Raw genomic sequence first — 22444 nt, 5'->3', positions numbered from 1 at the left:
GATGGGTGAGACGGCTCCTGCGTCGCCTTCGCTGGCCAGTACCGCGCAGGGGCGCGCAGGAGCCGCTCGCGTCGATATCACGCCTCCCATCGGCGCCCCGCTGATCGGCTTCGCCGGGCGCGGGCCGGCAACGGGAGTCCTCGATCCTCTGGCCGCGACCGTCCTGTTCCTGCAATCCGGTGGCCCGGAGGGGACGGCCCTGGCGCTTGTCTCCTGCGATCTCGAGGGAATCGACGCCGAGTGGACCGACGAGGTGCAATGCCGGGCGCGCGCAGCGACCGGAATAGCCGACTTGCATGTCATCGTCTCGGCCACCCACACGCACTACGCTCCAGCGGGCCCTTCGATGGACAACGAAGGGGAGCTCGAGCATCCCGTGTCGATCGCCTACACCCGGCTTCTGGTCTACGATCTCGTCGGTGCGATCCAGCTGGCCTGTTCTCGTGCGCGACCCGCCCGATTGCGCGTGGTCGCTGGCGAGTCGGATGTCGGCGTGAATCGCCGCGAGACGACGCCGAACGGCGACGTCATCCTCGGGCACAACCCGGCGGGCCCGCGGGATGCCCGAGTCGTGCTGGTGGTGGTCGAGGGCGTCAACGGGGACGCGATCGCGTCAGCCGTCAGCTTTGCGTGCCACCCGGTCTGCTTGGGCTCGGAGTGCCGGGACGTCAGTGCGGATTTCATCGCCCCTTTGCGCTCGACCGTCGAACAGGTCACCGGCGTGCCGATGTTGTTCCTCCAGGGCGCGGCAGGAGACATCAACCCGAGAACGATGGGCGAGTCGACGACGACGCCCCTGGATACGGCGATGCCTCTGGCCGCCGAGGTATTGCGACTGTGGAACACGACTTCACGGACGGCGCCCCACGATATCTCCATTCAGGTGTGCGCCCAGACGTTCGCGTACCCACCGCTGCTTCCGGAATCGAGAACGGATGCCGTGCGCGCGGTGAGCCTGCTCGCCGACCGGCTCACCTCCCTGGGGGCAGACCGCAGTGCGGATCCGGCTGACGTGAGCTGGACCCAGCTCCGCCTGTCCCGCGCGCGAGATGCACTGCGCGTCATCGACGGCGAGGACACCGCCCGTCCGGTCGAAGCGCGACAGTACGCCGTAAGAATCGGTCCGCAGCTCGCCATCTCGACGGCTCCGTGCGAGCTCTTCACTGTCCTCGGCCAGGACATCATCCGGCGCTCTTCTTTTGCCACCACTGTCTTCGTCGGCTACGCGAACGGGCTCATCGGCTACGTCCCGGACCGGGCTTCCTATGAGGAAGGGGGCTACGAGGTGACGCACGCGACGCTCGTCGCCCGCGGAGCAGGCGAGGAGATCGTCGAGAACAGCGTCCAGCTCCTGTACGCGCTCGCCAGCAGTACACCATGAGCCTGCTGACAGTGCTGGGCTCCGCGGCCGCCATCCTGACGACCGGCGCGTGGCTGCCGCAGCTGCTCCGGTGCTGGCGGACCAGGTCCACAGGGGATATCTCCTGGAGCTATGTCGTCGTCCTGGGCTCAGGCGTCACTCTCTGGGTCACCTACGGGATCGCCATCGCGGACCCCGTCGTCTTCGTAGCTAACACCGTGACGCTCGCTGCGCTGGCCGCCCTGGCCATCCTCAAGGTGGCGTTCGTCGGACGCGCGAGCAGGAATAGCCGGTCACTGACACCGAAAGCAGAAAGAGGCCGATACGGAACGTGTCCGTATCGGCCTCTCGGCGCGCCTCGCGTCTCGGACCCTCGAGTCGACCCCCCGTCGCGCCCTGCAGCCAGCCCGTCAGCCGCTCGCGACTAACCACGACGTCGTCGAACGGGTCGAAGGTCTCCGGCTCGTGCTCTATGCTGATCGGTCCGGCGAAGCCGAGCGACCTCACCACCTCGACGCAGCGGGGATGTCCGCGACGCCGCCGCCCAGGGCACAGGTCGTATGCTCGCCCTCGGCCAGGATGTCCTTCAGGTGCGGAGGAGGTCGCGGCAGCGGTCACCTTCCTGGCATCACCTGCTGCCTCGCTCATCACTGGTCAGACTCTCGCCGTGGACGGGGGCTGGACCGCTCGCTGAAGGCATCGGACCCGAGGAGCAGGACTATGAGGATCACGGATGTTCGCACCTGCGGATTGCGCGGAGCCACCCTGCCAGGCGGACGGTCGAATGAGCTCGAGCCGGATGACGTCGTCCACACGCTCATCGCCGTTCACGCCGATGATGGGCACGTCGGCGTCGGTAGCGTTTCCAGCATTGAAGCGCTGGTTCGAGCCGCCCTCGATCTGTTCAAACCCCTCCTCGTCGGAGAGTGTGCACTCGCGCCCGAGCGCATAACCGAGAAGCTGCATCAGAGCAGCTTCTGGCGGGGGCGCGGGGGCGCGGTGACACACATGATCAGCGGGATCGATATCGCTCTGTGGGATCTGATGGGTCAGGCCCTGGACCAGCCGGTCGGACGCCTGCTCGGTGGCCGGCACCGGCAGTCCGTCCTCCCGTACGCCTCTGTGCTCTTCGAGGACTGCGAAACGCTGACGGATGGTCTGCGCTGTCTTGCTCAGCTAGGTTTCCGAGCATTCAAGATCGGGTGGGGTCATTTCGGGCGCATCGACCAGAGGACGGACGAAGGAATCGTCGCCTGCGCGCGGTCGGCAATCGGCGATCGGTGATGACTGCCTTCTCGCGGTGGACGCGGGAGGCTCGGACGCCTCGTTTCCCGGGCGGCTCGCGTGGGTCTGGTGCACAGCGCGGATGCTCGATAGCTATGACGTGGCGTGGTTCGAAGAGCCGCTACCGCCCGATGCGCTCGCCGATTTCGTCACGTGCGGCACAGCTCCTCCGTGGCGATCAGCGGAGGAGAGGTGCTGACGCGACGACAGTCGTTCCTGCCCTTCCTGGCGGCGGGCGCGTCCGATATCGTGCAACCCGACCAGACGAAGTGCGGTGGCTTGAGCGAAACACGGCGCATCGGCTTCATGGCCGGCGATCATGGGGTGACGTTGGCAGCGCATGGATGGAACACCGCTGTGGGACTCGCTGCAGACCTCCAACTCGCCAGCGCGCTGGCCGACACCGATCTCGTCGAATAGAAGACCGGCGCCGCTTCGACAAGCTCGTAGCTGAGCCATGGCAGCTCGACGAGGACGGACGACTGCCGATCCCGAGCGGTCCGGGCCTGGGGATCCAGCTGGATCCGGACGCATTGGAGCGTTGGAGAACCAACCCGACCTTGGCGGATCCGACCGTCGGCTGACCTGCGCGCCTGTCGGATTGTTGACGCGGGGGCCGTGAGCGTTTACGTTTACAGAACCGGTTCACAGAACCGGTTCTGTATCGGTTTTGTAGTTCTGGATTGACTAGTAGAGGAATGAACCAATGACGGTTTTCGACACGGTGCCCGCGGGTGCGTTGGCTGTGAATGGTGGGGAGCCGGCGGTGACGGTGTCGCTTCCGGCGATGTATCCGGGTGGGATGCGGATCGGTGCCGAGGAAGAGGTTGCTGTGCTGGAGGTGCTGCGCAGCAAGCGGCTGTTCCGGTACTACGGGCCGGGGGATGGCGCGTCGAAGGTCGAGGAGCTGGAGGAAGCGGTCGCGTCTCGGTTCGGTGTCGCCCACGTGCTGGCGGTGTCTTCGGGCAGCATGGCGTTGGCGTCGTCGCTGGCTGCGCTGGGCGTGGGGCCCGGCGATGAGGTGATCGTGCCCGCTTACACGTGGATCGCCAGCGCCGCGGCGGTGTTGTTCGTTGGCGGGGTGCCGGTGCTGGCGGAGGTCGATGAGAGTCTGACCCTGGATGCTGCGGATGTCGAGGCGCGGATCACCGATCGGACCAAGGTTATCCTCACCGTTCACATGCGCGGAGGCGCCTCGAACATGGACGCGCTGCTGGAGGTGGCGCGCCGTCACGATTTGCGCATCCTGGAAGACACAGCTCAGGCCTGTGGTGCCAGCTATCACGGCCGCCGGCTGGGCACGATCGGCGACATTGGCATCTTCAGTCTTCAGTTCAACAAGATCCTCACCTCCGGTGAAGGGGGCCTGGTCACCACCAACGACCGTTCTCTCTATGAGCGGGCGCTGATGTTCCACGATGTCGCCGGCAGTCTGCGCGCGTCGCTGAAGGAGAGCAAGACCTTCGTCGGCACCACCGGGCGCATGTCCGAGCTGCAGGGCGCTGTCGCCGGCGCGCAATTGGCCAAGCTGGATGGCATCCTCGCCGACGCCCGCCGCAACCACGCTGCTGTGCTGGAGCAGATCGCCCCTGCTGCGGCCGCCGCTGGAATCACCTGGCGCCATCAGTGGGACCCGGAGGGTGATGCTGACATCGCGCTAATCGGTTACCTGCCCGACGCCGCCCGCACCACGGAGGTCGTCGACGCCCTGCAAGCCGAAGGCGTCCCCGCGTCCCGCCTGTTCAACCCGGAGATCACTGACTACCACATCGCTTACCACTGGGACCCCCTGGTCGCCGGGCGGAGTTGGTCCAACCGCACCCCCTGGGACGCCAACCCCCAGACCCGCAAGCTCGACCCCGCCAGTTGCCCCCGCACCAACGAGCTGCTGGAACGGGCCATCCACATCGACATCAGCCCCGACCTAACCCCCACCCAGATCCAGCAGATCGCCACCGGCATCACCAAAGTCCTCACCGCCCTCCAGTAGTAAGACAGAAGGACCTGAGCATGCAAGCGATGGAACCGTGGCAGTGGTCAGAGGACGAATGGCGAGCCCACGTCGAGCGGGTTCGTGCGGGGCAGCCTCTTGTGGGAGGCGGCGGTACCTCGAAGTGGCCGGAGGGCGCCAAAGCGGTGGTCCTCCTCTCCTTCGATTCCGATCACGAGGCGCCGGGTCAGGAGAGGGGGCCGCCGCCCCGCCCCGATGGAGTAGGGCGAGTTCCGTCCGCGGGGCGCCCCGCATCCTGGAGCCTCGACGAGGCACGAGCCACCTGCTTCTCCCGCAGTGCGCGCGTTACTGCGGTGCAACGAGCTCGCTTCCTACGTGGCCCATGGCGCGACTCGGGAGTCCACAGATGGATCAACTAGTGCAATGCGCTCTTCCCGGCAGAGGTGGAGCTGAACGCGTCACGCCCAGTGCGCGAGTCTTCGAGGATCAGCTTGGAAGCCGGGCATGTGCATAAGAACGCCCTGATGGGATTTCTCGCCTCGCACACTCTCGATTACGGAGAGCTCGACCTCGGGTACGACACGTCCCTCATCGCCGACGGTGAGCCGCATGAGCTCGTCAGGTGGGGCGTGCGCGTGGGAGCGGCGGAGATCCCGGGCGAGTTAGTCTCGGGTCCCCACCGCCGCCTGTTTTCCGCAGAGAACATGTCTGCTCTTGACGGGCAGTCCTTCGCCCCCTAATGTTACAGAACCGGTTCACGAAACCGGTTCTGTTACTCGAATTGCGCCGTCCAACATCACCAGCGTGGGTGAGCTGAAGTACGTCACCCCGTGTTCCAACGCGAATGGAGCGTTTATGAAATTCAGCACCAAGACCGTGGCGGGAGGCGTCGTCGCGCTCATTGCGACGGCAGGCCTCGCCGGCTGCTCTCAAGGAAGCAGCGGCGGCCCGAGCACGATCACATATCTTTCTCACCTGGCGGCCACTGCCGGCCCGGGTAAGGACCTAGAGAACAAGCTCGTTGCAGACTTCGAGAAGGCTAACCCGAATGTCAAGGTGAATATCATCCCCGTCGACAGCGGGGCCGAGTCGCAGAAGTTCCAGACTCTTGCAAGTGCGGGCTCGCCACCCGACGTATATCTGGTTTCGAACGACCAGATGCCACAGCTGTTTTCTAAGAACGTCTTGGCACCGATCGACTACAGCTCGCTCGGCTACTCAGGCATTTCGAGCCTGAAAGGCAAGTATCTCAAGGGCGTCTTGGATGGGTATTCGCAGCACGGAACCTATTACGGCGTCCCGTCGGAGGTCTCGAACTACGGTGCCTGGGTCAACACGGCGGCTTATCAGAGCGCCGGGGTTGCCGTTCCGAAAACCTGGAGCGATGTCTGTGCGGCTGGTCCCAAGCTGTTGAAGAAGGACGCGTCCGGCAAGGTCACCCAGGAGGCCGTCGTCTTGCCGACCAACCTTGCGGTGTCCCAGGTCTACTTCGTCGATGCCATCGCTCACGAGAACGGAGGCGCGCTGTTTAGCGCGGACGGCAAGAAGTCTTTCCTCACTTCCGAGGCATCCAAGAAGGCATTCCAGACTGTGCAGGACCTGGTGTCCAAGTGCCAGGCATCCGTTCCGTCGATCAACGGCTCCGACGTCGGCGCCGACCGCACGACGTACGGCGCGGGACTGGGCGGGATGCTGTTCACGGCGGGCTCGTGGTACTTGGGCTCGCTGCAGAAGCAGTATCCGACGGTCGCTCCTCCTGTGAGCGTGGCGGCAGAGTACCCGGCGGCGGACAACGGGAAGACTGCAAGCACCGCTTATGGTTACGCATGGGTGGTACCGAAGGGGTCAAAGAACCCTCAGGCAGCCTGGAAGTTCATTCGTACCCTGCAGAACGCAGGTCTGGATTACTTCAATCAGATCGGCATCTTCAACGGTACGAACGCGGTGGCCGATTCGCCAGATGCGACCAAGGTGCCGTACTGGACCTCGACATGGAAGCCGTCGCTCGAGAAGGCGAGCTACGCGGCCAAGCTGCTGAACGCGTCGCAGATCTACGACATCGTAGGGAACGCGTTCACCTCCGTAATTCTCAAGAATGCCGACGTGGCGTCGACGCTTCAGTCGGCCGACTCGCAGGTCAAACCGCTCCTAAACAAATGAGAAACGTGGGGCGCTCGGTTTCGAGGACCGAGCGCCCCGCACCTCCCGACGCTGTGAGGACCTCGAATGTCCGCTATACCTTTGATCCGACGCCCGGCCGCGCGAGCAGGCGGCGTTCGTGCCGGCTCCCGGTTCCGGAGCGGCTCCTTCACGTTGGCGCTCGTGCTGCCGACGATCGCCTTCTTCGCATTTTGGGTTTACCTTCCGGCTCTGTACGGCTTCTATCTTTCCTTCACCGACTCGTCTTTGATTGCGCCGCCCAACCTGATCGGTGGGGACAACTACAGCAAGCTCGCCTCCGACCCTGTCTTCTGGGGATCACTTGGGAGGACATTTCAATACGCACTCGAGGTGGTCATCCCGACCCTGGCTGCGGGAATCCTTCTCGCGCGTGTGGTCGTGCGGATCAAGCACGGCAGGGCTCTGTTCATGACGATCTACTTCCTTCCGTTCGTCGTCCCCGGCGTCGTCTCTGCGCTGGTGTTCTCGCTGTTGTTCAACCAGTACGGCTTGATCAACTCAATTCTCGGGACACGAATCGCGTGGCTCCAGGACGAGAGTGTGGCGATGGTCGCGCTCAGCGCGACGACAATCTGGGCTATGACCGGCTATTACACAGTGATCTTTATGGCCGGCTACCAACAGGTGCCGGAAGAGTTGCTCGACGCGGCCAAGATAGACGGGGCAAGCGCCTGGAAGCAGTTCCGCTATGTCGAGATCCCAGCTCTTACGCCGACCATTCTGTTCGCATCGATCAGCGCGACCGCCGCCGTGATGACTGACTTCGGAACACCATTCATCCTCAACTCAGGTGGTCCGAATTACGCGACCACCACGTTGCCGCTCTACATCTACAACCAGACATTCCAATACTCGAGCGCTGGATACGGAGAAGCTATCTCAACGGTTCTCCTTGTCATTGCCCTGCTGCTCACGCTTCTACAGGTCCTCCTAATCACGGGCCGGAACAGGAGGACACGATGAAGGCACGTCTCAAGGGCTGGGTCGCCCTCCGATATCTTCTCGCAACTGCCGGGGCCGTCATCCTCCTGACGCCGCTTGTCTGGGCAGTCTCTGCGTCGCTCCACGACAACAGCACGATCTTCTCCTTACCCTTCAACTGGATCCCCCATCCGCCGCACCCGGAGAACTACACCGGTGGGCTCAAGACCGTCGACTTTGGCGTTCTCGTAATCAACAGCTTGATCATCGGGGTGGCGATAGCGGTGGGCTCGGTCGTTCTCGGCCTGATGTCCGGCTACGCGCTCGCCAAGCGGCGCTTCTTTGGCCGAGACTTTCTTTTCTGGTCAATCGTCGCGACCTTGCTGATCCCGTTTCCTGCCATCATGGTCGGCGTGTTCATCCTCGCTCGCTGGATGAACATCACCAACTCCTACGCGGGCGTGATCATCCCGGGGATTCTCACCGGGCAGGTCGTTTTCTTCATGCGTCAGTACCTCCAGGGGATACCCGACGAACTGATCGAGAGCGCCCGTGTAGACGGGGCCGGCGAGTGGCGAATTCTTTGGCGCATCGTGCTGCCGCTGGCGTGGCCGGTGATGATCTCGATGGGCATCCTGACCTTCGTCGGGAGCTGGAACAACCTCTTGTGGCCTCTCATTGTCATCCAGAGTGACTCCCTCTTCACGATCCCTCTAGGTCTGAGCCGGCTCAAGTCGCAGTACACGACGGATTACGTGTCGACTCTCGCGGTGTCGGTGATTGCCATCATTCCCGTGGTGGTCCTCTACCTGATCGGCCGCAAGAAGCTGCTGGATTCCATCGTCGTGTCCGGCGGTGCGGTCAAAGGATGATTTCGCCAAGTCACGAATCGAGAAACGGAGCCTCACCGTGAATACCTGCCCTGAACCTGCTTTCGTCGCCGGCGCTGCCCGGGCAGTCATAACGCCACCGGTCGGCGGCCCGATGTCCGGATTCGCCGGACGCGCCGATTCCACTGGCACCCACGACGATCTGATCGCCAACGCTGTGGTCCTACGTCACGAGGGCGCGGGCGGCGGCATCGCGATCATTTGCTGTGACCTTCTATTTCTCGCGAGGAGCCAAGTCGAGCGGATTCGGAGCGCCATCAGCGCAGCGACCGGGATCGGCGAGACTGACATCATTATCTCCAGCTCCCATAACCATTACGGCCCGGTCGTCGATGACCGCGGCGAGACGATCGTGTCGTCGAGCTCTCCTCAGACGACGCCGTACCTGGAGAACCTCGCGAACGTCCTGGCGGGCTTAGTGCTGCAAGCCAGCACGCGCGTCAAACCCGCTGTCCTGTCCACTGGCGTGGGGGCGGCCACCCTCGGGATCAATCGACGTGAACTGACACCGGACGGGATCATTCTCGGCAACAACCCTGACGGTCCGCTCAATCCGCGAGTCGCAGTCCTGCGGGTGGACGGTGCCGATGGGCAACCAATCGCCGCCGTGGTGAACCACGCCTGCCACGGTGTGTCGCTGGCGCACGAGTGCACTGAGTACTCCGCCGACTTCCCCGGCGTTCTTCGTGAGGTACTCGGTGAAGCGACCGGTGCCGAGGTGCTATTCGTGCAGGGCGCCGCGGGCGATATCAACCCGCGGTTCATGAGCTGGACATGGAACAACCCGAAGCGTCTTGGCCATCTCCTCGCTGCAGAAGCGATGGCGGCCTACTTCGATGCTGTCCCGGATGAGGCGGTCACGACGGACCTGCACATTACGGAGGTCGTCCTTGACCTTCCCGAGCTCCTGCCCGCCTCTGAAGCCTCCGCGGAGGAGGAGCTAAGCGAGATCGAACTGGTCATGGACAGCGCGGACGAGGGGAGGTGTACTGGGCCCGCACTCGCCGCGATCGCATCCAGCACGGGCTGGCAGTTCTACGCGGCGAGGAGCCGGTCCGGGTGGTGAAAGCGCCCGTGTCCGCGCTTGCCTTGTCCTCCACGATCGGCTTGATCACGGCGCCAGGCGAGGTCTTCACCGAACTCGGCGACCAGATTCTGGAGGGCTCGCCGTTCCCGTTCACCATCTACAGCGGCTACACGAACGGCTCCATCAATTACATCCCCACTCGAGAGGCCTACGCCCAAGGCGGGTACGAGGTGACTCACGCGTGCCAGGTCGCACCTGAGGCTGGCGAGATGCTGGTGGCTGAGTCCCTCAACCTGCTCCGCACCGTTCACGAGCGCGAGGTCGCGGCGCAACGCTAGATCGCGCAATCGTGGCTCATCCCCATCGTGGAGCGGAACCCGCTCGTTTGATCGGCCGCCTGCTGCGCTATGAGCCAGACGGTCGCGTTCATACGTCCCGGTTGTGACATTTCGGTTCCCGGGAAGAGGGCAAACAGCCACCGCCCGTTGACGTTGGGGGTGTGGATCGTTTACGTTTACAGAACCGGTTCACAGAACCGGTTCTGTATCGGTTTTGTAGTTCTGGATTGACTAGTAGAGGAATGAACCAATGACGGTTTTCGACACGGTGCCCGCGGGTGCGTTGGCTGTGAATGGTGGGGAGCCGGCGGTGACGGTGTCGCTTCCGGCGATGTATCCGGGTGGGATGCGGATCGGTGCCGAGGAAGAGGTTGCTGTGCTGGAGGTGCTGCGCAGCAAGCGGCTGTTCCGGTACTACGGGCCGGGGGATGGCGCGTCGAAGGTCGAGGAGCTGGAGGAAGCGGTCGCGTCTCGGTTCGGTGTCGCCCACGTGCTGGCGGTGTCTTCGGGCAGCATGGCGTTGGCGTCGTCGCTGGCTGCGCTGGGCGTGGGGCCCGGCGATGAGGTGATCGTGCCCGCTTACACGTGGATCGCCAGCGCCGCGGCGGTGTTGTTCGTTGGCGGGGTGCCGGTGCTGGCGGAGGTCGATGAGAGTCTGACCCTGGATGCTGCGGATGTCGAGGCGCGGATCACCGATCGGACCAAGGTTATCCTCACCGTTCACATGCGCGGAGGCGCCTCGAACATGGACGCGCTGCTGGAGGTGGCGCGCCGTCACGATTTGCGCATCCTGGAAGACACAGCTCAGGCCTGTGGTGCCAGCTATCACGGCCGCCGGCTGGGCACGATCGGCGACATTGGCATCTTCAGTCTTCAGTTCAACAAGATCCTCACCTCCGGTGAAGGGGGCCTGGTCACCACCAACGACCGTTCTCTCTATGAGCGGGCGCTGATGTTCCACGATGTCGCCGGCAGTCTGCGCGCGTCGCTGAAGGAGAGCAAGACCTTCGTCGGCACCACCGGGCGCATGTCCGAGCTGCAGGGCGCTGTCGCCGGCGCGCAATTGGCCAAGCTGGATGGCATCCTCGCCGACGCCCGCCGCAACCACGCTGCTGTGCTGGAGCAGATCGCCCCTGCTGCGGCCGCCGCTGGAATCACCTGGCGCCATCAGTGGGACCCGGAGGGTGATGCTGACATCGCGCTAATCGGTTACCTGCCCGACGCCGCCCGCACCACGGAGGTCGTCGACGCCCTGCAAGCCGAAGGCGTCCCCGCGTCCCGCCTGTTCAACCCGGAGATCACTGACTACCACATCGCTTACCACTGGGACCCCCTGGTCGCCGGGCGGAGTTGGTCCAACCGCACCCCCTGGGACGCCAACCCCCAGACCCGCAAGCTCGACCCCGCCAGTTGCCCCCGCACCAACGAGCTGCTGGAACGGGCCATCCACATCGACATCAGCCCCGACCTAACCCCCACCCAGATCCAGCAGATCGCCACCGGCATCACCAAAGTCCTCACCGCCCTCCAGTAGTAACAACAAAAAAACAGCGCGACGGCGAGAGCGACCCATGACTTGTGGCGTCACGCGCACGCCAACGCTGTCGTTGGCGACTGCTTCCGCGTTTGCCCCCTCCCGTTTGGGATTGGAGAAGAAACTCGTGCTCAACAATCCGGCTCGTTTTCCCGTGACCCTGCGGATAGCGGATATCGAAGCGTGCGCGCTTCTCCTGGCTGCCTTGGAGGACTACGCAGCAACGTGCGAGACGGACGCGCTCGAAGAGTTCGCGCCCACGGTGGGGTCGGCATTGTCCGAAAATGCCCTTGCCAGTCGCTTGCACAGGTCGGCAGGCCTTGCCCGACGGATCCTCGACGACATCGAGGACGCTGAGCCGGCACGAGGGGACCTCCCGTGACGATCGACACCATCCCTGAACTCGAGACAACGCCGCTCGACGCAGCACGCCAGCAACTGCGGGAAGCAGCTGACCATCTCGGATTCGATGACGGAACCACAAGCATGCTCGGCAACGCGCGTCGGGAGCTCATCGTCAGCGTTCCGCTGCGGCGGGACAACGACTCGCTTGAGGTGTTCACCGGGTATCGCGTTCAGCATAACCTCTCGCGCGGACCGGCCAAGGGTGGCCTCAGATACCACCCTTCGGTGAGCCTCGATGAGGTGCGAGCGCTTGCCATGTGGATGACTTGGAAGTGCGCGCTGCTGGACGTTCCTTACGGAGGAAGCAAGGGTGGTATCGCCATCGACCCGAGGCGCTACAGCACACGCGAACTGGAACGCCTCACCCGCCGCTACACCAGTGAGATCAGTCCCCTAATCGGTCCAGAACGGGACATCCCCGCTCCCGATATCGGGACAGACGAACAAACGATGGCATGGATCATGGACACCTACTCGGTCAATATGGGACACACGATCCCGGGAGTGGTGACTGGAAAGCCGCTTAGCCTCGGAGGATCGCTCGGGCGGCCCGGAGCAACGTCGCGAGGACTCGTGCATATCGCATTGGAGGCGCTAAACGCCCTCGGTATACCGTCCGCTCAAGCCAGCGCGGCCGTGCAGGGCTATGGCAAGGTCGGATCCGGCGCCGTCCGCTATCTGGCCGAGACCGGAGTGAAGGTTGTTGCCGTCTCGGACCAGTACGGGGCGGTCTACAACGAACGCGGAATCGACGTCGACAGGCTCGAGGCGCACGTTGCCGTCTCGAAATCGGTCGTCGGCGCACCTGGGTCATCGCCTATCAGCGGCGCCGACCTGCTCCTGCTCCCGGTAGATGTGCTGGTTCCTGCAGCTGTCGAGGGTGTTCTCACCGATACGAATGCGCCGGGCGTGATGGCCAAAATCATCGTAGAGGGCGCCAATGGGCCCACCAGCCCTGCCGCGGACGCGGTCCTGGCAGCCCGCGGGGTGCTCGTCGTCCCGGATATCCTCGCCAACGCCGGAGGTGTGCTTGTCTCCTACTTCGAATGGGCACAAGCGTTCCAGGGGTACCCCTGGGGCGAAAATCTAGTCCAGCGTCGCCTTCAGGAACGTATGGTTCAGGCCTGGCATCTGGTGCGGAGATACTCCGAGTCCCAGCGCCTGGACCTGCGGCGAGCGGCGACAGCGATCGCTGTCGAGCGAGTTGCTAACGCGCACCGTGCTCGCGGTCTCTATCCGTGAGCCGAGTCAACACGACGATGGATGCGTCCGATAATTCCCGTCGGAGTGACCGTCGGCAGCAAATGATCCTTCAAATCCGACGTGCCGAAATCAGGCTGAGCCTTCGCCGGGCGAGCCCACACCCATAAGGAGCGCTGTGAGAACTGCAAACCCCCTCGAAATCCGTCAACTCGGCAATACCCTCATGGCAGTTACAGCGATCGGTCTCGGCGGTGCCGGGCTTGGCGGGGTGTTCGGTTCCGTCGGAGACACTGACGCGGTCGCGGCGGTGGAGAGGGCGCTCGAGTTGGGTATCAACTATGTGGACACGGCCCCCGGATACCGCGATGGCGAGCGACGCACAGGGCTCGCCCTACGCGGAGTTCCTCGCGAGAGCTACTTTCTCTCCAGCAAGATTGGTTCGCATCCACAGATTCCAGGCGACTACTCCGCCGAGGCGGCCCGGTGGACCGTATCGAACAGCCTGGAGGTTCTCGGTGTTGACTATCTTGACCTCTGTCACATCCACGGCCCGGAGCCAGAGCAGTTGGCGGCGGCGCTGGCACAAGGCGGCGCCATGGAGGCATTGGTCGCGCTAAAGGACGAGGGGGTCATCCGCGCGATTGGCATCGGAGTGCAGGATCATGAACTTCATCGGCGGGCAATCGAAAGTGGGCAACTTGATGTCTGCATGACAGTGAATGACTACACGCTGTTGCGTCAGAATGTAGATGACATATTCATGCTGGCCCAGCCCCGAGCGATCGGGATGGTCAACGGTGCGCCCCTCGCGATGGGACTCCTTTCCGGTCGCGATCCAGAAAGCATCGGTACTTCGCTATGGTCCCCGCCCGCTGATGAAGTTCACGCGGCCGAAAAGGTGCACGCCTGGTGCTCAGAACGCGGGGTATCTGTTCTGGCCCTTGCCCTGCAATTCAGCTTGCGCCGGTCGGAGTTCGACTGCACCCTCGTCGGAGCCGCCACCGCCGCCGAAGTCGAGGGCTGCTGGGAGGCTCTCAATCTTGAGATCCCCGGACACGTCTGGGAGGCCCTGCCGACGCTGCTTAGCGAAGCACGCGTGCCCTGATCCAAGCGCTACACCAGCGGCGTCAACCACGGCACGCACCCCCGGGCCTGCGACCGCAATGACAGGTCGAACAGACGACCCGGAGCACGTGTGCTGGGTAGAACAATCAGCGCCTCCACGGCGAGCTCAAGATCTACCCCAATCTACGTCGGGACTGCTGAACGGATAGGTGACACCTGATCTGTGGTGCCGTTGGCATCGCTGGGAGGATGTCATCATGCCGAAGCCTTATCCCCGCGAGTTCCGTGAGGACGTTGTCGCGGTTGCTCGTGATCGTGGTCCGGGGGTGCCGTTGCGGAAGATCGCGGCGGACTTCGGGATCAGCGAGACCTGTTTGCAGAACTGGATGCGTCAAGCCGATGTGGAGGCGGGCGCCCGGCCCGGGGTCACGAAGGCCGAGGCCGACGAGCTGCGGGAGGCGAAGAAGCGGATCCGTTTGCTGGAGCAGGAGAACGAGGTGTTGCGGAAGGCGGCGGCGTATTTGTCGCAGGCGAACCTCAAACTCGGGGGCTCCCCAAAATGATCTACCCGCTCGTCCGCGAGCTGGCCGTAGGCGGCATCGCCGTCGCGGTGACGTGCCGGGTGTTGAAGATCGCGCGCCAACCGTTTTACCGCTGGGTGGCAGAGCCTGTTTCTGAGCGGGCGTGGGATCAGGCTCACCTGGTCAACGCTTTGCGGGACGCGCATGGGGAGGACCCGGAGTTCGGGCACCGGTTCCTCGCCGACGAGGTCCGCGACGCCGGCTTCACGGTGTCGGACCGGACCGCGTGGAGACTCTGCTCGGAGAACGGGGTGTTCTCGGTGTTCGGGCGCAAGCGCGGTAAGAACGGCAAGGCCGGCCCGCCCGTGTTCGATGACCGTGTCCAACGCTCTTTCTCCGCTCCCGCGGTGAACGAACTGTGGTTGACCGACATCACCGAGCACCACACCGCCGAGGGCAAGCTCTATCTCTGCGCGGTCAAGGACGTCTGCTCCAACCGGCTCGTCGGCTACTCGATCAGCGACCGGATGCGCTCGAGCCTGGCCGTCCAAGCCATCGAGAACGCCGTCGCCCGCCGCGGCGAGGTCGTCGGCTGCGTGGTTCACAGCGATCGAGGAAGCCAATTTCGCAGCCGGCGTTTCGCCAGCGCTCTTCACCGCCACGGCCTGATCGGATCGATGGGCCGCGTCGGCGCTGCCGGTGACAACGCAGCGATGGAATCCTTCTTCGCCCTGCTTCAGAAGAACGTCCTGAACCGGCGCTCGTGGCGCACCCGGCAAGAACTGCGCATCGCGATCATCACCTGGATCGAACGCACCTACCACCGACGCCGCAGGCAAGCCCGCCTCGGCCGTTTGACCCCGATCGAGTTCGAGACCATCATGAACCAGAACCTGGCCCTCGCGGCCTAACCGAAACTGTCACCTAAACGCTCAGCAGTCCCATCCCTTGCTTCGGCGCGACACATGCGCGCACAATCAGCACATGGCAAACGGCTTGAATAACGACAGTTGGTGTTTGAGTGCGCACGCGGTCGGCGGCGTAACCAACATGATCGGACCCAATGGGGTCTCCCAAGCACCGCTAGTACGCCTAAGTCTCGCGGCACTAGGTGCCGGGGTCGACCCCACCCCCGCACTTATCAGCGGTGGCGGTGAAGAATCTAGCTCTCTCCTGACACTGGAGATGGCTCGGGCGCTAGCGGATGAAATTCAAGCCGCACTCCAGCGGCTTGAGCCGCCTCAAAAGCGCTGAAATAGGGCGACCAGTTACGAACGCCTTCGCCGACCTCCTGGGTGGGAACACGCGCCACCGATGGTTTGAGCGTGTGGTCCACGAACGCTTCGAACCGCTCCCAATCGTTACTCATGCGGTCAACCCTTCGTACGTGATCCGGCAACCCTCAGCCTTCCCAAGCAGCGCGTCAATGCGTTGCATCGTGGACATATGCACGTTCCCTTCGTTCAGTCGGTACGTGAACTCATCCACATACCGTTGTAAGTGCTTCACCGAGAACTGGTGATACACCCCGTAATAGCCGCGCTTCAGGACCGCCCACACCGACTCAATGTCGTTCGTGTGAGCCATCCCATCAACGAACTCCTTAGCCGTGTGATTCACCGACATATGCGCGGCCACAGGGGCGCCACGATACGCGGCGTGCTCATCGGTCATCAGCATGGCGGACGGGTCAACCAGTGCCGCCAACGCCTCGTGAATCACCCGCGTAGACGCAGTAGGGATAACCACCGCCCGAGTCTCGCCGCCGCGTTCCCGAACACCCAACACCGCAGTCTTACCCACCGTGCCACGGCCCGCGCGAAGCTTCCGAGACTCATGCTTGTTCGACTCGCGGCCACCGAAATACGCTTCGTCGGCCTCCACGATCCCGCCCAGCAGACCGTCGCCGTTGTGGCCCGCCGCCTCACGCAACCGCTGCAACATGAACCATGCCGTCTTCTGCGTCACACCGATCTCTTTCGAGAGCTGCAACGAGGACACACCCTTCCGGGCCGTGACCAGCAGGTACATGGCGTACAGCCACTTGTTCAGCGGGACATGCGAACGCTCAAACACGGTGCCAGTGCGGACGGTAAAGTCCGAACGGCAGTCCAAGCAACGGAAGAACCCAACCCGGGTTCGTGTCTGCACTCGGCCAACCACCCCGCACAGCGGGCACGCATCAGGCTTACCACCCCAACGACGCTGCTCCATGTACTGCCGGGCCGCAGCATCCGTGGGGAACTTCTCGAAGAACTCGTAGGTACTAAGCGTCGTGCTCATACCCCGATTTTACCGCAAATTAGGGACTAAAGTATATAGGTCCCTTTTTTATGCACAACCGTTTGATCTCGAATGAGGTCGGAGTCGGTCGCCGGAGCACACAGATCGTTGATCTTTCCGTGGTCCTCCGTCGGCTGGCGGCACGGGCAACTGTGCCGGGTGGACGTCGAATCGGGCGCGCTCAAAAGTCAGGCCACTCTGGCGGCAGTGACTCCGAGTGTCGATTCGCGCGCGATCAATGTTGGGCGCAAGAGCACGGACGAGGGGTGCTCCCCGCTGAGCAGCTTCACGGTCAGCTCGACGGCCTCTTGGCCCATTCGGTTGTGGTCCGAGCGCACCGTGGTCAACGGCATGGGAATGGCTTCAGACAGCGGAACGTCGTTGTAGCCGATGACGGCGACATCGGCGCCGGCGACGAGTCCCGCGTCTCGCAACGCACCCATCGCGCCGATTGCGGCGAAATCGTTGGTGGCGAAGACCGCGTTGAGGCTCACCCCGGTCGACAGGATCGATTGCATCGCCTCGCGGCCGCCGGCCGTATCGAATGTGCCGTTTAGGATCAAGTGCTTCGGAATCGGATGGCCCGCGGCGCGGAAAGTGTCGACGAACCCGGCGGTGCGGTCGATCGCCGTGCTTGCGAAAGACTTGCCTGCGAGTACGACCGCGTGGACGAGACCGAGTTGGAGGAGGTGCTCCGCCGCCAGCTCTCCGCCCCGGTAGTCGTCGGTGGTCGCCGAGAGAAATCCTTCGGCGCGACGGGAAACCAGACAGAACGGAACACCCTTCCGAACCTGGCGCTCCAGGAAGTCGCTGTGGAAGTCCGCATCGCCGAAGATCATCGCATCCGGATGGCGCGCGAGCATAGTCGCCGTCTGACGCTCGCGTCGGCCGGGATCGTCGAGGGAGTTGGTCACGTAAGTCGAATACCCGTGACGCTCGGCGGCCTCTTCGATCCCCTCGTAGATCCGTGCGAGGACGATGTCGGTCAGCGTCGGGACGAGAACCCCGATGTGGCGGCTGCGGTTCGTCCGCAGGCTCTTGGCCGATGGGTTCGGGGTGTAACCGAGATCGGCGGCAACGCCCAGGACACGCTCGACAGTCTCCGGGGATGCCGTGTGCTGCGAGCCGCCGAGCTGGTTGTTGAGGATCCGCGAGACGGTCGAGACATGCACACCAGCCGTTTCGGCGATCGTCCGCAGCGTCACCCGACCGACCCGAGCACGGCCAGTCGCGGCTTCAGGACCTGACTTCATCGCATCTCCTCCCCGGTTGCTATTTTGGCGCAACTCTCGTAGAAATCCGTCGTTGACATCGCCAAACGTTTGCCTATATGGTTTCGATCATCGCCAATCGTTTGGCTAACGTAACCAGAAACACAAAGAGGTATTCGGGTGAAGAAGGTCGTGGTTTTCGCGACGGGCGGCACGATCGCCAGCGCGCACAACGCCGAGGGTGATGCGGTCGCCGCTGTTCCAGGCAGCGACCTGCTCCGCGCGGTGACCATCCCGGCAGGCGTCGAGGTGCAGGTTGAGCAGCTGTTCCAGCTCAACAGCTTCAATTTCGCACCGGCCGACATGGCGCACATCCTCGATCGAGTGCAGCAGGTGGTGCGCGACCCCGAGGTCTGCGGATGCGTCATCCCCCACGGCACCGACACCATGGAGGAGACCGGCTTCTTCCTGAGCCTTTTCCTGGACTCGACCAAGCCCGTGATCCTGACCGGAGCGCAACGTTCATCCGACGACCCGGCGCCGGACGGGGCCCGCAACCTCCAGCACTCTGTCATCGTGGCGGCCGACGAGCGCAGTCGCGGCCTGGGGGTGCTGATCGTCTTCGACGGTGAGATCTGGGCCGTGCCCGGGACGAGGAAGGCCCGCACACTTTGCAGCGCCGCATTCGATTCGCCGTTCGGCCCGGTCGGGAGCGTCTTGGGCGGCGAGGCGGTCATCAATCGCCGGCCGGCCCGTCACCCGCTCTTCTCGGCGACGCGGTTGACCGCCGATGCCCTGCCCCGCGTCGACATCGTCTCGTGCTACCCCGGAGGGGACACCGTGGCCCTCGATGCGGTGGTCGCCGCGGGGGCCGCCGGATTGGTCATCGAGGGCATGGGCGCGGGCAATCCCGGTCGGCCTGTGGCGCAGGCGCTCGTCCCGTTGCTCGCAGCAGGTATGCCCATTGTCCTGACCTCGCGCGTCCCTGCCGGGCGCCCAGCGGGGATCTACGGCGACGGCGGCGGTGCCGAACTCGTCCGCGCCGGCGCGGTGCTCGGCGGGCTCTATCGGGCACCCCAGCTGCGCATCCTCGTGATGGCTGCGCTCGGCACCGCGGACTCGCCGGAGTCGGCGAGGGCCGCACTCACGCACTTTCTCACCCCCACCCGCGCAGACAAGAAGTAACGGAGGAATTCCTATGGCAAAAGAGATCCTGGTCGGATTCGGAGTCGATGTCGACGCCGTCGCCGGCTGGCTGGGCTCCTACGGGGGCCAAGACTCGCCCGACGACATTTCACGCGGAATGTTCGCCGGTGAAGTCGGAGTGCCGCGGCTGCTCGATCTGTTCAAGAGATACGAGATCCCGACCACATGGTTCGTGCCCGGTCACTCCATCGAGACGTTCCCGGATCAGTTCCGGCGGATCGTTGACGAAGGCCACGAGATCGGCATCCACGGGTACAGCCACGAGAACCCGATCGCTATGAGCCGCGAGCAGGAGACGGCGGTTCTGGACCGCTGCATCGACCTGATCCAGGGCGTCACGAACCGCCGGCCCACCGGTTATGTCGCGCCGTGGTGGGAGTTCTCTCGCGTGACGAATGAGCTGCTGCTCGAGCGAGGCATCAAGTACGACCACTCGCTGATGCACAACGACTTCCACCCTTACCGGGTTCGCGTGGGGGACTCCTGGACGCCCATCGACTACTCGCAGCCCGCGGAGACGTGGATGAAGCCGCTGCGGCGAGGCGAAGAGACGAGGCTGATCGAGATCCCGGCCAACTGGTACCTGGACGACCTGCCTCCGATGATGTTCATCAAGAGCTCGCCCAACAGTCACGGCTTCGTCAATCCGCGCCACCTCGAAGAGATCTGGCGGGACCAGTTCGACTGGGTATACCGCGAGAACGAGCAGGCGACCTTCACGTTCACGATCCACCCGGACGTCTCTGGGCGCCCCCAGGTTCTGCTCATGCTCGAGCGGCTGATCGAACACATCAACTCCCATGACGGGATCCGGTGGGCCACCTTCGACGAGATGGCGGACGACTACGACAACAAGAACCCCTGGAAGGAAGTAACAGCATGACATCGCCAGCGAACACAGCGCAGTGGAAGCCGAACGTCATCACCCCCAAAGATGCGCGGTTCGCCACCGTCCTGGCGTTCTTCGCCTGGACGTTCGCGGTCTACGACTTCGTCCTCTTCGGCACGATGCTGCCCGCGATGGCGAAGGACTTCGGCTGGTCGGCGGCCACGAGTACGGCGATCAACACCTGGGTGTCGGTCGGCACCTTCGTGGTCGCCATCCTGCTCGGCCTCATCTCCGACAGGATCGGACGCCGGCGAGGCATGATGCTCACCATCGGTGGAACGGCGGTCGCATCCGTCGCGACAGCGCTGACATTCGCTCCGCTGTACCTGATCGGCGTCCGGAGCATCGCGGGCCTCGGGTACAGCGAGCAGGCGATCAACGCCACGTATCTCAATGAGGTCTACGACGTCACCGACGACCGGTTCATCAAGCGCAACCGCGGTTTCCTCTACAGCATCGTGCAGGGCGGGTGGCCTGTGGGTGTTCTGCTGGCCGCGGCGCTCGCGGCGATCTGCCTCCCGACCATCGGGTGGCGCGGCAGCTTCCTCGTTGCCACGTTCCCGGCGATACTCCTCATCATCATGCGCATGCGAATGAAGGAGACCCCGCAGTTCCAGGTGCAGCAGCGCATCCGCGGCCTGGTCAAGAGCGGCGATCGGCGGGGGGCCGACGAACTGGCGGCCGTCTACAACGTCCCGATCGAGCAGGAGCGCACGCCCCTGGTCGCGATCTTCGCCCGGGGAAAGCGCAAGAACACCATCTTCCTCTCGCTGGCGTTCTTCCTGAACTGGTTCGGGACGCTCACATTCAGCATTCTCGGCACGACGGTTCTCACGGAGGGCAAGCACGTCACCCTGAACAACGCGCTCATCATCCTGATCCTGTCGAACATCGTCGCCTTCGTCGGCTACGTGTTCCATGGCTGGCTCGGCGACCGCCTGAGCCGTCGGAACGTCATCGCCGTGGCCTGGATTCTCGGGGGCGCATGCTTCGCGATCATGACCACCCTTGCCCAGGGCGCCGTCATGGTGGTCCTCTTCATGAGTCTCGGCCTGTTCTTCCAGATCGGCGCCTACAGCGCGCTCCTCTACTTCATGGCCGACTCGTTCGACACGAAGTCGCGCGCCACCGGGACCACCTTCGTCAACGCTCTCGGTCAGATCGGCGCCGTGGTCGGTGGCATCATCATCACGACGATGCTGTCGGGCGGTGCAGACATCAGCACCGCCGCGTTCGTCGTCGGAGCCCTCGGGACGGTGGCATCCGGCCTGCTGATCATGGGATGCCGAAAGGATGTTCCCAACGTCACCCGCGCTGAGGACGCTGCCCTAGAGTCGGCCCTCGCGGCCGAGTAGCACACGCGCGGGAACGACCGAAGCCACGTCCGACCGGAAAGGGAACCCCACGTGTGTGGAGCATGCGGCAACTACGTTCTCAAGGATTGGTCGTGGCCATGGTTGGCCGGTAGCCGCTCCGCAACCCTCGTCGCGAGGGGTGCGGAGCGGCTGTCCCGCGTCCGCGGCATCCGGGTCCTCCCAGCGACGAACGGCTGGCAGGTCCGGATGCCGACAGGGGCCGCGCACGCAGTGGAGTCCATCACTGCGCTCGCACGCATCGCCCAGGTCGACTCCTCGAACCCACCCGAGATGTTCCTCACCCATTCGGGCGAAGAACCCGTTGTTGACCGGCGCCGGCCGATCCAGGTCCGGGTGACACCGTCGGACGCCCCATCGCCGGCCGCGCCCGGTGGCTGGTCCGACATCCTGATGCATCCCGAAACAACGGCCGTCACACTCGATGACTCCGATCCGACACGAATGCTGCACGACCTCGAACAACTCGCGAGGACCGTGGCGCAGGCTCCCTATCGCGATCACCTCCGGGTGCTTCCGATTCCCGACGAGATCACACGCCGGGTAGCAGCGCACCGCTGGACCGATCTGCCCGATCGAATCGGTACCGGAGGCCTCCCGGTACTCTGCTTGACTCTCGCGGGCCGACTCGTCGCGCTGCCCGCGACAGACGCCGACTTCCGCGAGGTGTTCGTCCGCTTCGGCGACCGAGGGACAGTGCGCATCCAGTCGGTCGGATCGACCGTCATCGCGATGGAAGTCCGCCGGACGTGACTGTTCGGCAGAGGCACCGCGCGGGCGATCCGCCGCTTCGCTTCCGGAT

At 64.0% G+C, this 22444-nt stretch carries 22 protein-coding genes; 20 read left to right on the top strand and 2 right to left on the bottom strand.

Going from position 1 to position 22444, the window contains the following annotated elements:
* Position 1 precedes the first annotated feature (1 nt).
* The 16 genes from ACRAWC_RS08840 to ACRAWC_RS08765 all read left to right on the top strand — a co-directional run bounded on the left by ACRAWC_RS08840 (position 2) and on the right by ACRAWC_RS08765 (position 15591).
* On the top strand, positions 2-1381 hold the full coding sequence (locus ACRAWC_RS08840) for a hypothetical protein (RefSeq protein ID WP_431347388.1): 1380 nt from the start codon (positions 2-4) through the stop codon (positions 1379-1381).
* Positions 1378-1788, top strand: a complete 411-nt coding sequence (locus tag ACRAWC_RS08835) for a SemiSWEET family sugar transporter (protein WP_431347387.1) — start codon at positions 1378-1380, stop codon at positions 1786-1788. The genes ACRAWC_RS08840 and ACRAWC_RS08835 overlap by 4 nt, the downstream gene beginning before the upstream one ends.
* 44 nt (positions 1789-1832) lie before the next feature.
* Positions 1833-2054 carry an SDR family oxidoreductase gene (locus ACRAWC_RS08830; protein WP_431347386.1) on the top strand — a complete coding sequence of 74 codons (222 nt, stop codon included), beginning with the start codon at positions 1833-1835 and terminating at the stop codon, positions 2052-2054.
* 26 nt (positions 2055-2080) lie between these two features.
* Entirely contained in the window at positions 2081-2644 is a 564-nt protein-coding gene (locus ACRAWC_RS08825) for a hypothetical protein (protein ID WP_431347385.1), read from the top strand.
* A 171-nt stretch (positions 2645-2815) separates the two neighbouring features.
* Positions 2816-3064 carry an enolase C-terminal domain-like protein gene (locus ACRAWC_RS08820; protein ID WP_431347384.1) on the top strand — a complete coding sequence of 83 codons (249 nt, stop codon included), beginning with the start codon at positions 2816-2818 and terminating at the stop codon, positions 3062-3064.
* A gap of 286 nt (positions 3065-3350) precedes the next feature.
* A complete protein-coding gene (locus ACRAWC_RS08815; protein WP_431347378.1) occupies positions 3351-4634 on the top strand; it encodes a DegT/DnrJ/EryC1/StrS family aminotransferase in 1284 nt (427 codons plus the stop codon).
* Between the two features lie 816 nt (positions 4635-5450).
* Positions 5451-6755, top strand: a complete 1305-nt coding sequence (locus ACRAWC_RS08810; RefSeq protein ID WP_431347383.1) for an ABC transporter substrate-binding protein — start codon at positions 5451-5453, stop codon at positions 6753-6755.
* Between the two features lie 162 nt (positions 6756-6917).
* Positions 6918-7739, top strand: a complete 822-nt coding sequence (locus ACRAWC_RS08805; protein ID WP_431347382.1) for a carbohydrate ABC transporter permease — start codon at positions 6918-6920, stop codon at positions 7737-7739.
* On the top strand, positions 7736-8569 hold the full coding sequence (locus tag ACRAWC_RS08800) for a carbohydrate ABC transporter permease (RefSeq protein WP_431347381.1): 834 nt from the start codon (positions 7736-7738) through the stop codon (positions 8567-8569). The genes ACRAWC_RS08805 and ACRAWC_RS08800 overlap by 4 nt, the downstream gene beginning before the upstream one ends.
* Positions 8570-8681: 112 nt before the next feature.
* A complete protein-coding gene (locus ACRAWC_RS08795) occupies positions 8682-9653 on the top strand; it encodes a hypothetical protein (RefSeq protein ID WP_431347380.1) in 972 nt (323 codons plus the stop codon).
* On the top strand, positions 9647-9952 hold the full coding sequence (locus ACRAWC_RS08790; RefSeq protein WP_431347379.1) for a hypothetical protein: 306 nt from the start codon (positions 9647-9649) through the stop codon (positions 9950-9952). Before ACRAWC_RS08795 ends, ACRAWC_RS08790 begins: the two co-directional genes overlap by 7 nt.
* Before the next feature lie 250 nt (positions 9953-10202).
* Positions 10203-11486: a DegT/DnrJ/EryC1/StrS family aminotransferase gene (locus tag ACRAWC_RS08785; RefSeq protein ID WP_431347378.1), complete on the top strand. Its 1284-nt coding sequence runs from the start codon at positions 10203-10205 to the stop codon at positions 11484-11486.
* A 112-nt stretch (positions 11487-11598) separates the two neighbouring features.
* Positions 11599-11868 (top strand): hypothetical protein, encoded by a 270-nt coding sequence (locus tag ACRAWC_RS08780; RefSeq protein WP_431347377.1) that lies wholly within the window; start codon positions 11599-11601, stop codon positions 11866-11868.
* Positions 11865-13133, top strand: a complete 1269-nt coding sequence (locus tag ACRAWC_RS08775; protein ID WP_431347376.1) for a Glu/Leu/Phe/Val family dehydrogenase — start codon at positions 11865-11867, stop codon at positions 13131-13133. Before ACRAWC_RS08780 ends, ACRAWC_RS08775 begins: the two co-directional genes overlap by 4 nt.
* A 136-nt stretch (positions 13134-13269) precedes the next feature.
* Entirely contained in the window at positions 13270-14199 is a 930-nt protein-coding gene (locus ACRAWC_RS08770; protein ID WP_431347375.1) for an aldo/keto reductase, read from the top strand.
* 217 nt (positions 14200-14416) lie between these two features.
* Positions 14417-15591, top strand: a protein-coding gene (locus tag ACRAWC_RS08765) for an IS3 family transposase (protein WP_431349402.1) whose coding sequence is annotated in 2 segments (ribosomal slippage) — positions 14417-14683 and positions 14686-15591 — 1173 coding nt in all. Because the reading frame shifts where the segments join, the coding sequence is not laid out codon by codon here.
* 454 nt (positions 15592-16045) lie between these two features.
* Here ACRAWC_RS08765 and ACRAWC_RS08760 read toward each other — a convergent pair.
* Positions 16046-16963 (bottom strand): IS1595 family transposase, encoded by a 918-nt coding sequence (locus ACRAWC_RS08760; RefSeq protein ID WP_431347374.1) that lies wholly within the window; start codon positions 16961-16963, stop codon positions 16046-16048.
* Positions 16964-17151: 188 nt separating this feature from the next.
* Entirely contained in the window at positions 17152-18168 is a 1017-nt protein-coding gene (locus ACRAWC_RS08755) for a LacI family DNA-binding transcriptional regulator (protein ID WP_431347373.1), read from the bottom strand.
* A 186-nt stretch (positions 18169-18354) separates the two neighbouring features.
* Here ACRAWC_RS08755 and ACRAWC_RS08750 point away from each other — a divergent pair, with 186 nt between their 5' ends.
* The 4 genes from ACRAWC_RS08750 to ACRAWC_RS08735 all read left to right on the top strand — a co-directional run bounded on the left by ACRAWC_RS08750 (position 18355) and on the right by ACRAWC_RS08735 (position 22395).
* The gene (locus ACRAWC_RS08750) at positions 18355-19359 is read left to right on the top strand and encodes an asparaginase (protein ID WP_431347372.1); all 1005 of its coding nucleotides are present in this window, start codon (positions 18355-18357) and stop codon (positions 19357-19359) included.
* Positions 19360-19372: 13 nt separating this feature from the next.
* A complete protein-coding gene (locus ACRAWC_RS08745; RefSeq protein WP_431347371.1) occupies positions 19373-20263 on the top strand; it encodes a polysaccharide deacetylase family protein in 891 nt (296 codons plus the stop codon).
* Positions 20260-21624 (top strand): MFS transporter, encoded by a 1365-nt coding sequence (locus tag ACRAWC_RS08740; RefSeq protein WP_431347370.1) that lies wholly within the window; start codon positions 20260-20262, stop codon positions 21622-21624. The genes ACRAWC_RS08745 and ACRAWC_RS08740 overlap by 4 nt, the downstream gene beginning before the upstream one ends.
* A 291-nt stretch (positions 21625-21915) precedes the next feature.
* Positions 21916-22395 carry a hypothetical protein gene (locus ACRAWC_RS08735; RefSeq protein WP_431347369.1) on the top strand — a complete coding sequence of 160 codons (480 nt, stop codon included), beginning with the start codon at positions 21916-21918 and terminating at the stop codon, positions 22393-22395.
* Positions 22396-22444 lie beyond the last annotated feature (49 nt).

The organism is Leifsonia sp. L25 (genome assembly GCF_050632895.1).
The sequence above is the reverse complement of the archived record's forward strand: the minus strand, read 5'-3'. Positions and strand labels throughout refer to the sequence as shown.

What these genes read in the sequence shown, in the direction of transcription:
- ACRAWC_RS08840 (WP_431347388.1), top strand. Translation starts at nt 2, where the DNA reads ATGGGTGAGACGGCTCCTGCGTCGCCTTCGCTGGCCAGTACCGCGCAG.
- ACRAWC_RS08835 (WP_431347387.1), top strand. Translation starts at nt 1,378, where the DNA reads ATGAGCCTGCTGACAGTGCTGGGCTCCGCGGCCGCCATCCTGACGACC.
- ACRAWC_RS08830 (WP_431347386.1), top strand. Translation starts at nt 1,833, where the DNA reads ATGCTGATCGGTCCGGCGAAGCCGAGCGACCTCACCACCTCGACGCAG.
- ACRAWC_RS08825 (WP_431347385.1), top strand. Translation starts at nt 2,081, where the DNA reads ATGAGGATCACGGATGTTCGCACCTGCGGATTGCGCGGAGCCACCCTG.
- ACRAWC_RS08815 (WP_431347378.1), top strand. Translation starts at nt 3,351, where the DNA reads ATGACGGTTTTCGACACGGTGCCCGCGGGTGCGTTGGCTGTGAATGGT.
- ACRAWC_RS08810 (WP_431347383.1), top strand. Translation starts at nt 5,451, where the DNA reads ATGAAATTCAGCACCAAGACCGTGGCGGGAGGCGTCGTCGCGCTCATT.
- ACRAWC_RS08800 (WP_431347381.1), top strand. Translation starts at nt 7,736, where the DNA reads ATGAAGGCACGTCTCAAGGGCTGGGTCGCCCTCCGATATCTTCTCGCA.
- ACRAWC_RS08795 (WP_431347380.1), top strand. Translation starts at nt 8,682, where the DNA reads ATGTCCGGATTCGCCGGACGCGCCGATTCCACTGGCACCCACGACGAT.
- ACRAWC_RS08785 (WP_431347378.1), top strand. Translation starts at nt 10,203, where the DNA reads ATGACGGTTTTCGACACGGTGCCCGCGGGTGCGTTGGCTGTGAATGGT.
- ACRAWC_RS08760 (WP_431347374.1), bottom strand. Translation starts at nt 16,963, where the DNA reads ATGAGCACGACGCTTAGTACCTACGAGTTCTTCGAGAAGTTCCCCACG.
- ACRAWC_RS08745 (WP_431347371.1), top strand. Translation starts at nt 19,373, where the DNA reads ATGGCAAAAGAGATCCTGGTCGGATTCGGAGTCGATGTCGACGCCGTC.
- ACRAWC_RS08740 (WP_431347370.1), top strand. Translation starts at nt 20,260, where the DNA reads ATGACATCGCCAGCGAACACAGCGCAGTGGAAGCCGAACGTCATCACC.
- ACRAWC_RS08735 (WP_431347369.1), top strand. Translation starts at nt 21,916, where the DNA reads ATGTTCCTCACCCATTCGGGCGAAGAACCCGTTGTTGACCGGCGCCGG.